General features: G+C 50.2%; 12 protein-coding genes. 6 read left to right on the top strand and 6 right to left on the bottom strand.

The window, feature by feature from the left end:
- The first annotated feature begins 216 nt into the window (after window positions 1-216).
- Together IEX86_RS25420 and IEX86_RS15665 are read left to right on the top strand one after the other, a co-directional pair.
- Window positions 217-348 (top strand): hypothetical protein, encoded by a 132-nt coding sequence (locus IEX86_RS25420; RefSeq protein ID WP_268239867.1) that lies wholly within the window; start codon window positions 217-219, stop codon window positions 346-348.
- Between the two features lie 79 nt (window positions 349-427).
- Window positions 428-823 (top strand): response regulator, encoded by a 396-nt coding sequence (locus IEX86_RS15665; RefSeq protein ID WP_188867080.1) that lies wholly within the window; start codon window positions 428-430, stop codon window positions 821-823.
- A gap of 188 nt (window positions 824-1,011) precedes the next feature.
- On the opposite strand, the gene IEX86_RS15660 is transcribed toward IEX86_RS15665, so the two are convergent.
- Window positions 1,012-1,278 (bottom strand): hypothetical protein, encoded by a 267-nt coding sequence (locus IEX86_RS15660; protein ID WP_188867079.1) that lies wholly within the window; start codon window positions 1,276-1,278, stop codon window positions 1,012-1,014.
- Window positions 1,279-1,923: 645 nt separating this feature from the next.
- Between IEX86_RS15660 and IEX86_RS15655 the strand changes: the two genes are divergently transcribed.
- Window positions 1,924-3,078, top strand: coding sequence for a hypothetical protein (locus IEX86_RS15655; RefSeq protein ID WP_188867078.1), 1,155 nt, complete (start codon window positions 1,924-1,926; stop codon window positions 3,076-3,078).
- Window positions 3,079-3,769: 691 nt separating this feature from the next.
- Here the strand turns inward: IEX86_RS15655 and IEX86_RS15650 are convergent.
- Entirely contained in the window at window positions 3,770-4,681 is a 912-nt protein-coding gene (locus tag IEX86_RS15650; protein WP_188867077.1) for a LysR family transcriptional regulator, read from the bottom strand.
- A gap of 125 nt (window positions 4,682-4,806) precedes the next feature.
- Between IEX86_RS15650 and IEX86_RS15645 the strand changes: the two genes are divergently transcribed.
- Window positions 4,807-5,553 (top strand): sulfite exporter TauE/SafE family protein, encoded by a 747-nt coding sequence (locus IEX86_RS15645; protein WP_188867076.1) that lies wholly within the window; start codon window positions 4,807-4,809, stop codon window positions 5,551-5,553.
- 379 nt (window positions 5,554-5,932) lie between these two features.
- Here the strand turns inward: IEX86_RS15645 and IEX86_RS15640 are convergent, their stop codons facing one another.
- Window positions 5,933-6,322, bottom strand: a complete 390-nt coding sequence (locus IEX86_RS15640) for a response regulator (protein ID WP_188867075.1) — start codon at window positions 6,320-6,322, stop codon at window positions 5,933-5,935.
- Between the two features lie 163 nt (window positions 6,323-6,485).
- Window positions 6,486-7,373: an AraC family transcriptional regulator gene (locus IEX86_RS15635; protein WP_188867074.1), complete on the bottom strand. Its 888-nt coding sequence runs from the start codon at window positions 7,371-7,373 to the stop codon at window positions 6,486-6,488.
- 135 nt (window positions 7,374-7,508) lie between these two features.
- On the opposite strand from IEX86_RS15635, the gene IEX86_RS15630 reads away from it, so the two are divergent.
- Window positions 7,509-8,417, top strand: coding sequence for a DMT family transporter (locus IEX86_RS15630; protein WP_188867073.1), 909 nt, complete (start codon window positions 7,509-7,511; stop codon window positions 8,415-8,417).
- 159 nt (window positions 8,418-8,576) lie between these two features.
- Window positions 8,577-9,029, top strand: coding sequence for an Hsp20 family protein (locus IEX86_RS15625; RefSeq protein WP_188867072.1), 453 nt, complete (start codon window positions 8,577-8,579; stop codon window positions 9,027-9,029).
- 93 nt (window positions 9,030-9,122) lie between these two features.
- Here IEX86_RS15625 and IEX86_RS15620 read toward each other — a convergent pair whose 3' ends face one another.
- Window positions 9,123-10,481 carry an MFS transporter gene (locus IEX86_RS15620; RefSeq protein WP_188867071.1) on the bottom strand — a complete coding sequence of 453 codons (1,359 nt, stop codon included), beginning with the start codon at window positions 10,479-10,481 and terminating at the stop codon, window positions 9,123-9,125.
- A 320-nt stretch (window positions 10,482-10,801) separates the two neighbouring features.
- The gene (locus tag IEX86_RS15615) at window positions 10,802-11,842 is read right to left on the bottom strand and encodes a LacI family DNA-binding transcriptional regulator (protein ID WP_188867070.1); all 1,041 of its coding nucleotides are present in this window, start codon (window positions 11,840-11,842) and stop codon (window positions 10,802-10,804) included.
- Window positions 11,843-12,018: the final 176 nt, after the last annotated feature.

Raw genomic sequence — 12,018 nt, 5'->3', positions numbered from 1 at the left:
GATCGCTACACGTCTGAAGTTGGTATCCGAGTCGCTGGTAAAGGTCCTGCAGGAGAACGCCTACTGCGAAATGTCCTATTTCATCTGCTCGCATAAGGTCGCCATCGGCGCGATTTGCCGTGTGACTGACGGCTATGACTGAGTGAGGCCTTAAGTTAGCCGATCCAGCCGTTGGGTATATAGGCTTGTCGCATAGGTTCTGCTCAGAGCAAATTCATGCGATTGCTCCAGAACAACTACAACGCTATTCACGAAGCCGTCTGGCAGGATGCATCCGTTGAGCGGCCAATAGTCGATCTAGCGCTTAAATGGCTAGAGAATTCTACAAGCCTTATACGTGAGCAATAAAATAATCAGACAAGACCTGATAATTAAGGTCATCTATCTAATATTGGGAACGCAGTTTACTTTCCATGTTCTGGTCTGTATGACAAATCAAAAGGTAGTGCCAAGCAAGAAAATACTGTTACTCGAAGACGAGCCCTGCTTACGTATGTTGGTTGCCGAAGTGATACATGATCTTGGCATCGATGTAATAGCATTACCTTCTGCCGATACGGGTTACATGATTCTGGAAAAGCATTCAGACAATATCGATCTGTTGATTTCTGATATTCGAATGCCCGGCAAGATGGATGGCGTGGACCTCGCCAATCGGGTTATGAGTCAATGGCCTCACATCAGTATCGTCCTGATGTCTGGATATGATGGACAAGCACTGGCCAGCCTTGCCAAACCCACTGTATTCATTTCCAAACCCTGGGATATCGCTGCGCTGCAGCAGACGTTACTGACGGCGCTCTCACGGCCTGGGTTTGGTTAATCTTGAGTCGCTGAGGGATACCTCTAATGACGACACAAATTAACAGGGGTAGCCCATGCACACAGCAGTTAACTTCATGATCAAACGGGCAGCTAAATGGATAGGGGCTGACGTCAGTCTCTAGCCCTTATTACCCAGCCCGCCGTAGTACGAATTAGCGAGCAACCCCCTTTGGACGGTTTGGTGAATCAACCCAACTTCACCAAATCAAATACCTTACCGCCATTATTGACCAAGCGACCATTGACGAGACGGCCGATTTCTTCACCAGCACCTGGCTGATCGTCTTTAATCAGTCGATCACCTTCTAGATGGGCACTCATCGGTCCCATTGAACCATCTGCTTTTCGATGCTGATAATCGTAGTACTTTCCCTCAATAAGCCGGCCAATTGAGTAAGCATCTTCAGGGGCTTTCACGTTATAAGCGGCAGAAGGGTCGTACGAAGCTGTCATGGATGATTCTCAATTAATAGCTAGTAGATTGCTCAATCTCAGTAGGCCTCTTCTGGCTTGCCAGACCGAAGGGTGATGATTTCCATTGAGCAACAGAAAAGGCCGCTAGAGTAGCCTTTTTCGTAGAAATGTACTTCATACATAACGAAAATTGTGCGCAACCGCTACAGGTGAAGCTTTGTCGAACGGACGAATGGAACACAATCCGATAGATAATTATTTATGGGGCTATTGATGCTTCTTGCGACAACCGGCTTGTGGTACCAGTAACCCAGATGTTTTACATGAAGGGGGCGGCATCAATGCTGACGCATTTTGCATTACCTATAAAGTTTCTTTGCTTAATAAAACTTGAAGTTAATGGAAGTTAAAGCTTCAGCATTTTAATAAATATTAAGTTGTTTTATTGATAGTAATTTAATATTTATTCTAGTTTTGGTTATTAGTAGTAGTGTATATTATAGAATAATATAGGTGTCTATCCATTTGTCGGGTTTGATGGCATTTGGTTTTTTTGAATCTACGCTGTTGTTACCAGTTTTTCTGGTAACTATCAATGTCAGATGAAGGGTGCTGTCTCTCTGGCTGGCTGGCCTCCTGCCATCTTTGAGGCCATATGTTGGGTATAACGACAAGGAAATCGATATGCGTCTTCACCACCTATTTACTGCCACAGCTTTAACCCTTGCAACTGCGACTGCTATGGCTGAAATGAATGAGTCTGAAATCAACCAGGTTGGGGATGGTAATACTGCTGAGCTAACCCAAATCGGAAGCTCTAACCAGGCCGTACAGACTCAACTTGGGAACAACAGCAAGCAGTTGGTTGAGCAGAATGGAAATAGTAACTCGGCTACGGTGTATCAAGGAGAAAATACCAACGAAGCTGAGGCAAGGGTCTATCAGACAGGTGATAATAACCTCGCTACCCTCTACCAGTCAGGCAGCTCCTATGCAGATGTTACGCAGTCAGGCAACGCCAACGTTTATAACTACGAGGGTTCTAGTGGCTCCAGAGGCGTAGCTTCAAGCGAGCAGATTGGTGATGGTAATGTTCATAACATCGTTCAAACTGGGTTTTACTATGCCCCCATCTTTGCCTACACCACCGGTAATACAAATAACATCACTGTAGAGCAAGATACAGGCGGCGTAGGAAGCGGATTTTCAGTTACCCAGAATGGTGACAATAACGCCGTTACCGCTACCCAACGTTATATGAATAACTCTATCACTGGCGAGCAGCTTGGTAATGGAAATATCGTAGTCGTTGATCAGGATGGTAGTAATCCCAAGTATCCTGAAGATGGCGGTAACGGCTTTAACTTTATCCAGCAAGGGGATGGAAATAGCATTAATGCTACGCAGATTTTGTTTACATCGACAGGGCTAACACAGAATGGTAATAACAATACTATTACTTCAAGGCAGGAAGGCAATTCGGGGATGTTTGCTTCCTCCCGCGTGCGACTAAGTGCCTCTCAAACAGGCGATAACAATATTCTGAATGTAGCTCAATCGTCAGGGCAAGGTGATAGCGAAATTACATCTACACAGGAGGGTAATGGCAATACCATGGATCTGGTACAGGATAGGGTGATTGATAGCTCATTAGAAGTTGCACAACTGGGTGACGATAACTATATGAGCATCACTCAGCGCCAGACCGTTAACGATGCCTTTACACTCACTCAGGAAGGCTCAGGCCTTTCTGTAACGCTTGAGCGTACCGGCCAAGGCAATCAGGCTGCTGTGTCTCAAACCGGTATGATGAATACGGCGACAATCACTCAACACTGAGTCATTGAGGTGTGGCCATGGGAGTCTTATGTTTCCATGGCCACTCGTTGCGCCCTAAGCCTTTCATCGTAGGGCAGACTGCATTTTCCATATTTAGAGTTTGTCCGCAAAAAGTATTCTTACTTGTTTGTCGATCTATTTGGCTTCCTGCCGAAACTAGAATTAAGAGATAGAAGGCATTCGCGAAAGCTTATAAGGGTAATATTGCTCCTAAGGAGGCTAATAACGAATCTATAGCTGCTCAATGCTAGCCGGCGCCTCGGCCTACGTGATAAAGCGGCGCAATTCTTTTTGGCTATCCCAACAAATCGACTCGTTTTCAGTGGCTAGGTTGGGCGATTCCGAGCGTTGGTAGCTTAGCAATGTTACTTTTAAAGGTTACCTATTATGCTTTCAGGGTGCGCTTTTTCTATATTTCGTATCCCTTACCATAAGTTCAGGAATATAAAATATTGATAACATTAATTGAACACTAAAGCAGTCTGTCCAAAGTTAATTCTCTATAGATTTATCAATCAGCAATTCCATAATATAAATAGACGTGACCTAATCCATCAGCACCATCAGTTTCAGTCTCTTAGATTTGCTAAAGAGCATTGCCACATAGTAACCATTTCAAAGCACTAAGTTGCCTAAAGAGATTTTTAGGCAACTTTTAAATATCACTGCCGCGTTGGCAGTGAGTGCCGGTTCATCCCTCTGCAGGTTTCATGTTAGACCGATCAAGGATGTGTTCAGCCAGCTCGGCTGCATAGGGTGATAGGGCATCAAAGCGATAGGCACATAAATGCAATAAGCGGGTCGCCCAGCTATTTTGGAGTCTGACCATTGAAAGTGAATTTTTTAGCTGGCTACGGCGATAAGCCGCCTCAGGCACAACGGCTATTCCTACCCCTTGTGCAACCAAGCTGCCCACCGCATCCAGGCTGGCAACCCGCGCTCGAAGAGTTAACCACTTACCAGCATGTTTTGCTTTTTCTTCGAGATGTTGCTGAAGCGCATTGGTGGACGTCAGCCCTACAAAAGGCTCAGCCAGTAAGGATTCAAATCTTACGGCCTTTTCATAGGTAGGCAGCGGAAGATGCTTGGCCGTTATGACTACAAGATGATCCGTGCGGAAAGGGCGAGATTCGAGTGCGTTAAAAGCAGTGTTATCTGCAAGCAAACCTAGCTCTGACTGCCGTCTGGTCAGGGCCTCCACAATCTGGTGGCTGGACCGCTCCTCTATATCCAGATCAAGCTGGGGATGCCGGAGCAGAAAGCGGCCTAGCAAGTCAGGCAAATGCTCCGTCAGCGCAGCAGTATTGCACAGCAGGCGGATTCGGCATCTCAACCCCGTTGCATGATTGCCAAGCTCACCGTTCATGAGCCCCAGTTGGTGGAGGACGGTCTGAGCATGATGGGCAAGTGTTCTGCCCGCTGGCGTTGGGGCAACGCCTCTCCTATGACGCTCAAGCAGGGGAGTGCCAAGTGTCTCTTCCATTCCCTTTATACGAGCGCTTGCCGAGGCGAGGGATAGATGGCTTCTGGCTGCGCCTGCCGTAATGCTTTGTGCTTCGATGATATGCATGAAGAGCTTAAGGTCGACAAGATCGTAGCGCATGGCCTCGGTTTCCTTCGATACGCATCTGGCTTTGTCTCAGCCTAACCCATAATCAGGGAAATCCTGATTTTCAGTGATGCATTCATCCTGCATGGTTATCAGGCCGCTAATCGAAGGTATGACTGATGACTGTCCTGTTTTGCATCCTGGTCTTTTTGCTCGCCGGTATGATCAAAGGTCTTTTAGGAATGGGACTGCCAACAGTGGCGGTCGCCTTGCTGGCTTTGGTTATGTCTCCTGGGGAAGCCTCTGCACTGTTGTTGATTCCTTCACTGGTCACCAATGTCTGGCAACTGTGTAGCGGGCCGGCTTTAGGCCAATTAATCAGGCAACTTTGGTTAATGATGGTCACGCTATGTGCGGGGACGCTATTGACCGTGCGTTGGCTCGTCGAGACAGGTAACAACCAGATACCTACGCTCCTGGGAGTGATATTGATGATCTATGGTTGCATGGGGCTGCTTTCTTATCGCCTGCCTAATGTGCCCGGATACGACAGTGTTGTTTCGGGAATCGTAGGCTTTATTACAGGATTGATAACAGGGGCTACGAGTGTATTTGTAGTCCCGATGGTGCCGTATCTTCAAGCCATGAATCTTGACAAGGAGCGCTTGATCCAAGCGCTTGGGCTTTCCTTCACCGTTTCGACGTTGGCGCTAGCCCTTGGCATGTTCTGGCAGGGCGCTTTGGTGACTGAAGACGCCAGAGCCTCTTTAGTCATGCTGCTTCCTGCTCTAGTGGGCCTGGCGGCTGGGCAAAAAATACGCGCCAAACTAAGCGAGACGCTTTTTCTCAGGCTTTTCTTTATAGGGCTACTATTGCTTGGCCCGTATTTGCTTATTCGGTCTTTTTTAGGGGTGCAAATAGCATAAATCGGCGTGATCCAAGACCGGAGGCTCCCACTCAACAGCTAATCAATCGCCTTGAAGCAGGTACGTAAGGAATTGAGTTATCTGGCGTGTCGTTGAGCGAGATCACCTGCTGGCTTGTATGTAGTCATCGAGGCGGTTCGTACAGGAGAAGACCTGGTGATTGGACTTTTTAAGCGCTTGCCTTGGCGGGCTGTATACCGAGTCCTCTAGGTATGAAACTGAGAATGGCAGTTGCCATTTGGATATATTCTAAGCCTCGGACGCGATGGAGTTTAGTGCTGACCAGGCTTAAATCCACCTGAGAGCCAGTCCAGAAGACTGTTGGGGGTAGGCCAGAGATAAGAAGAGACGGGCGGTCTCGAAAGCCAGGGAGATGTGATCAGCGCTTCATCTCTTTGACGGCGGTAGCTAACTGGTCGATTGTCCAAGGCTTACGCAGGAAAGGGACATCTTTGGGAAGTTGTACTTCAAGGCCGGTATAGCCAGACATCAACACGATTGGAAGAAACGGCCATCGTTTTGAAACAATATGAGCCAGGTCAATCCCATTTATATGCCCAGGCATTCTCACATTTGAGACGACTACGCTGACCAGCAACGCTTTACCTTCCAGAAAGTGTAGGGCTTCGTCAGCAGTACCGAACGCTGCCACATCAAACCCCTCATGGTGTAGCACATCGCACATGAGTTCGCGAAGCATGATTTCATCTTCGGCCACAAGCGCAATGGGTTCGTAGGGCGGTGATGTTTCAGCGGTGTGTCTGTCCATCTCGCATAATCCCTCTTGGTTCCTCAAAGCATAGATGCTTTATGAGAAGCTGCCTGTTAGAGGGCTTTTAGATCAGTGTTTAAATAGCATTGAGGCAGGTAAAAGCAGATATAACGTAATTGAGTGGAGTTATTGCGCGCTAGCGGAGAGTAAGTTCGAGGCGCTAGCAGGCTTTGCGTGATAACGCAGTGCGGTATTGGCCAGGTGTTGCTCCGTGTGCCTGGACGAACCGACGGCTCAGGTGGCTGGCGTTGGAAAATCCGCAATCCAGGGTAATTTGAGCAAGGGAGAGATTTGTCGTGACCAGCAGCTCTCGAGCCCTGGCTAGCCTTTTAGCCAGTACATAACGATGAGGAGGCATACCGAAGGACACGGTAAACATGCGGCTGAAATGAAAGGCCGACAACGCCGCTTCCTCTGAGAGAGTCGACAACTCAAGCGGCTGATCCAGGTAGGTATGGATATAGTTCAGGGTCCGCTGTCTGACAGGGGAGGAGAGACCGCCCCGCCAGTTGACCTGCTGCCGCGGCCCGCATCCGTTCAATAGCATATGATTGACGGCTTCCTGCGCCAGGCTCGAGCACAGCAGACGCTCTCCAGGTTCCTGCCAGTTACTACGCTCCAGAGTGCGACAAATGGCAACCAGCATAGGGTCTTCCATATAAGTACGTTCTTGCAGGCAGATCGCCCTAGGCTCCTTATCCAGTACTTGGACAATCTCCAGCATCAGCTGCTCGGGTGTAACGTACAGGTGCATAAAACCTAACCCCTGCGTAACCGACCAGTCAGAGTCGTGTCCGGCAGGCAGCACACAGAACCGATCCGGTGCACCGTAGTGGCCTGGCAAGTCACGGCGAAACGTACGCCAGCCGCCTTCCAGGTAAAGCGATAGGGTGTGATGATCAGGGCTGCTGTAACCCAAGACATCAGCATCGTTGCGGTACCAATGAGCCAGCGCCATACCATTGCCCAGCGCTGTATGGCGTAATTGACAGGCGCTGGAGGCCTGGTCGAGGGTACGAAAAACTTGAAAGTCGGCGGCTTGCTGCATGATTACCTCTCCTGAGGCCTCATCTTATAAGGCTAAGGCGGGTGTTTACTGCCTGGCGAATTAAAAAGCGCAAGAATGTACAACCCGCTGGCGGTTCGGCTTTCCATACTGGGTGCTCGACCGTTGGAGATTATCATGAACCTTACGCTTTATCTGTTAACTGTTCTAATCTGGGGCACCACCTGGATTGCTATCAAATTCCAGATTGAATCCGTAGCCATTTCTCTTTCGATCGCTTATCGCTTCGCCCTTGCAGCCTTGGTCTTGTTTGTATTCTTGATACCGACCGGCCGTTTGCAATCACTGGACCGTCGCGGGCAAGCGCTCTGTATGGCCCAAGGTGTTTGCCTGTTCTGTCTGAACTTCATTTGTTTTTATTCGGCTAGCCAATACATTGCCAGCGGGTTGATTGCAGTCGTCTTTTCAACCGCTACGCTTTGGAATGCGCTTAATGCGCGTCTCTGGTTTAAACAAACCATTGCAACTAACGTCTTGGTCGGTGGTGCACTAGGGTTACTGGGACTCGGTTTGCTGTTCTGGCCCGAACTAGGGGAGCACACGGCTAGTCATGAAACCTGGTTGGGGCTTGGCTTTTCATTACTGGGAACGTTGTGTTTTTCGGCCGGCAACATGATTTCGAGTTTGCAACAGCGAACGGGTGTGCGTCCGTTGACAAGCAATGCCTGGAGCATGCTCTACGGTGCGCTGATTCTGTTGGCGGTCTGTCTTGTTCAAGGCGTACCGTTCACCTTTGATGTCAATGCACGCTATATCGGTTCGCTGGTGTATCTGGCTATTCCCGGCTCAGTGATCGGGTTTACCGCCTACCTTACCCTCGTTGGCCGTCTGGGCGCAGAGCGTGCCGCCTATTGCACGGTTCTGTTTCCAGTAGTGGCCCTGAATATTTCGGCGTGGGTAGAAGGCTATCAATGGACACTGCCTGCTTTAGGCGGGCTGGTACTGGTGCTGCTCGGCAACATCTTGGTGTTTCGTAAACCCAAGGCCGTTGTACTGGCTAAACCTGTGTTATCAGCCGGGCGTTAAGGGTAGTTAAGTATATGAAATATAAAGGGTTATAGGGAAGCTATACCGTTCGTCGGCAGTGTGCTTGAAAGTGCTTTCACTATCCTTATCTAAGGCCTTGCAGGACGCCGAAGTCGGGTCCCGGATTATCGAAACTTGCTGATTCTCAGGAGATTCATCATGACTGGTTTATCCCTTGCACCTTTGTTCCGTAGCTCTGTTGGTTTTGATCGTTTCAATGATCTTTTTGAGTCCGCACTGCGTGATTCAGTACCGAGCTATCCGCCTTACAATGTTGAGAAGCGTGGCGAAAACGACTATCGCATCGTAATTGCGGCAGCGGGTATGCAGGAAGACGATCTGGATATTCAGGTTGAGCGTGGTGTGCTGACAGTTGCTGCCAATCGGCGTGAGCATGGTGCCGAGAGTGTGACCTATTTGCACCAAGGCATCGCTCAGCGAGCATTCAGACTGTCTTTCCGACTCGATGATCATATCGAGGTGAACGGCGCTAGCCTCAAGGATGGTTTGCTCAGCATTGACTTAGTTCGCCGGATCCCGGAAGAGGCCAAGCCAAAGCGCATTTCCATTGCCAGCGAGGCTCGTCCGGCGTTAAAGGACGAGGCCGCGTAAGCGACAAAGACAGCAAGGGCGCCTTAGGGCGCCCTTTGCATGTATAGCGGTTTTGACTCTGTTACAGCTGATGCTCAGCTAGCCCTTGCAGCATCATGCGGAGGCGGGTGCTGGCGCCGAAACATCTGCCAGTTGCTTGCCGTTTTCGTCACGCAGCTCAACACGCTGGATCTTTCCAACAATGAACAGGTAGCTGAAGACGGCGACCAGCGCATTGGCACCTACGTAGACCAGTGCCCACCGGAACGAACCCGTCACCGCGATGATGTAGCCAATGATGATCGGCGTTGTGATGGATGCGATATTGCCGAAGGTATTGAATAGACCGCCCGAAAGCCCTGCAATCTGCTTGGGTGAGGTATCCGATACAACCGCCCAACCCAGTGCGCCCAGGCCTTTACCAAAGAATGCCAGTGTCATGAAGCCCACTACCATCCATTCGGCATCCACGTAGTTACAGAACACCATCGTCGTGGAAAGCAGCAGCCCGCAAACGATAGGCAGCTTGCGAGAGAAGGTCAGCGTATTGCCGCGACGCAGTAGCCAGTCGGAAAGAACGCCGCCCAGCACGCCGCCAATAAAGCCACAGATAGCCGGCAAGGAGGCGATAAAGCCGGCTTTCAGGATGGTCATTCCGCGTTCCTGGACAAGGTAAACCGGGAACCAGGTGAGGAAGAAGTAGGTGATGGCATTAATGCAATACTGGCCAAGATAGACACCTATCATCATGCGGTTGGTGAGCAACTGGCTGATGTAGTGCCATTTGGGACCGTTGTTGGTACCGCGTGCCTGATCCATATCCACCAGGCCACCGTTCTCTTCGATGTACGCCACCTCAGCGGCGTTTGCCTTGGGATGGTCCTTGGGGTTGTAGATCGTTTTCATCCAGATGCCGGAGAAAATGATGCCGAGTACGCCCATCACGATGAACACATGTTCCCAGCCGAAGCTGTAAACAATCCAGCCCATCAGTGGTGCAAACAGTGCAGTTGCAAAATATTGTGCAGAGTTGAATACGGCTGAAGCCGTACCACGCTCGGCGGTAGGGAACCATGCCGCAACGATGCGAGCATTACCTGGGAAAGAAGGCGCCTCGGCAAAACCCACCAGAAAACGTAGAACAAATAGCGTAATGACTGCCCAGGCGACCGGCATCATGCCAACAAAGCCCTGGAGCAGAGTGAACAGCGACCAAATAAAGATCCCAGCGGCATAAACGCGTTTTGAGCCGAATCGGTCGAGTAGCCAGCCGCCTGGAATCTGACCAAGCACGTAAGCCCATCCGAAAGCAGAGAAGACGAAACCGAGTGTAACGGCATCGATTCCCAAGTCCTTTTGCATGCTGGAGCCGCCAATGGAGATGGTGGCTCGGTCCGCATAGTTGATCGTTGTAACCAGGAACAGCATCAGGAGAATCAGATAGCGGACCCGGGTTTGCCGTGTATCGCCCATGACTTTCACCTCGATATTTATTGTTGTCGATGAACAGCCTCACCGCGTGCAGACGGTGCGACAGAAAGAAAAGCGAGCGGGAGCTATGCGCCTAACTGGCTAACAGGCAACAAGCGAGAGGAAACAGGTAAGGGAGTATGCGGTTCGATAAGTCTCACGGTTGTTGTCCTTTTTATAGTGATCAGGCTGCGCCTTGGCTGATTGCGCAATCATTAAAGGCGATATCACGCCCACTAGGTACATCTATTGATAACCGATCTTAATGTGATTGCGCAATCATTAAAACAGGAGAGACTGACGGATAGCCTGTTACAATACGCTCAGGTTGTGGAGCGTTCCACAATTGTAAAGCCGGTATCCAGCCGCATCGGCTCGGTGTGCTCGTCTGGGTTCTGAAAGCGCTTTAGCAACGCTTTTGCAATGAGCTTTCCCATTCGGGCGCCGTCCACATTCACTGTTGAGAGAGCCGGGTACACGTGAGCTGCACTGGAAAGGTCCCCGAATCCCAGAACAGCCAACTCTTCAGGCACCTTAAGCCCCAAGCTGGCGGCTTCCGCGAGAATACCCTGAGCGACCGTGTCGGAGCTGCATACCACTACCTCTGGTAGCAGGCCTCTTTCTTTAAGCTGTCGCAGGCCTTCACGGCCACTTAGCAGCGTGGCGGGGGTTTGCATGATCTCGACAGGTACGTCTGTAATCCCTAGTGACGTCAGTTGATCCAGGAGAGCACGACCCCGTTTCAACGCGCGCGCGTCATTTACTGAAACCAGACCGAAGCGGCGATATCCCTTACCGTAAAGGTAATTGGCCATAGCCTGCCCAACAGCCTCATGGGAAAAGCCGATCTGCATATCGATAGGCTCGGTACCCAGTTCCCAGGCTTCGACTACTGGAATGGATGAGCGTAACAATCGATCACGGCTTTCTTCGGTATGAAGCGTACCGGTCAGGACGATTCCATCAGGGCGCCGGCCGAGTATGGCCCCTAACAGTTTCTCTTCCTGCTCGGGTGAATAGCCGGTCAGGCCTATCATGGTCTGGTAACCGGCCACCGTTAGCTGATCGATCAGAGCCTGTACAGTGTCAGCAAAAATAGAATGTGCAATCGTCGGTAAGAAAATCGCGACCAATCGGCTTTTATTGGACGCAAGGCCGCCTGCCAACATATTGGGAACATAGCCCGTAGCTTTAACGGCAGCCAGGACCTTTTCGCGGGCCGCCTCGCTCACAATCTCGGGGCGATGAAGCGCTCGGGAAACAGTAATAGGCGAGACACCTGCCACCTTGGCGACATCAATCAAGGTCAAGGCAGGAGTGCCCGAGGAGGGCCCGGAAGTATTTTTAGATGATTTTCTTGCCATTACCTTAAAGGCCAATACTAAAGCAGAGCGCCATCTTAACGGCTTACGCTTTTCTTGTGTGTGTCTGTAGGGCCTATCTGAAAACCTTCCGTTGAGTTCTCATGAGTGGACGGTCCTTGTCTGGCGATGGATTTCCTGCACTACAGGCCCTAATGATGAGCTCTATCAGGACAATC

Source organism: Pseudomonas asuensis (assembly GCF_014646755.1).
In the GTDB taxonomy this organism is placed as follows: domain Bacteria; phylum Pseudomonadota; class Gammaproteobacteria; order Pseudomonadales; family Pseudomonadaceae; genus Chryseomonas; species Chryseomonas asuensis.
The sequence above is the reverse complement of the archived record's forward strand: the minus strand, read 5'-3'. Positions and strand labels throughout refer to the sequence as shown.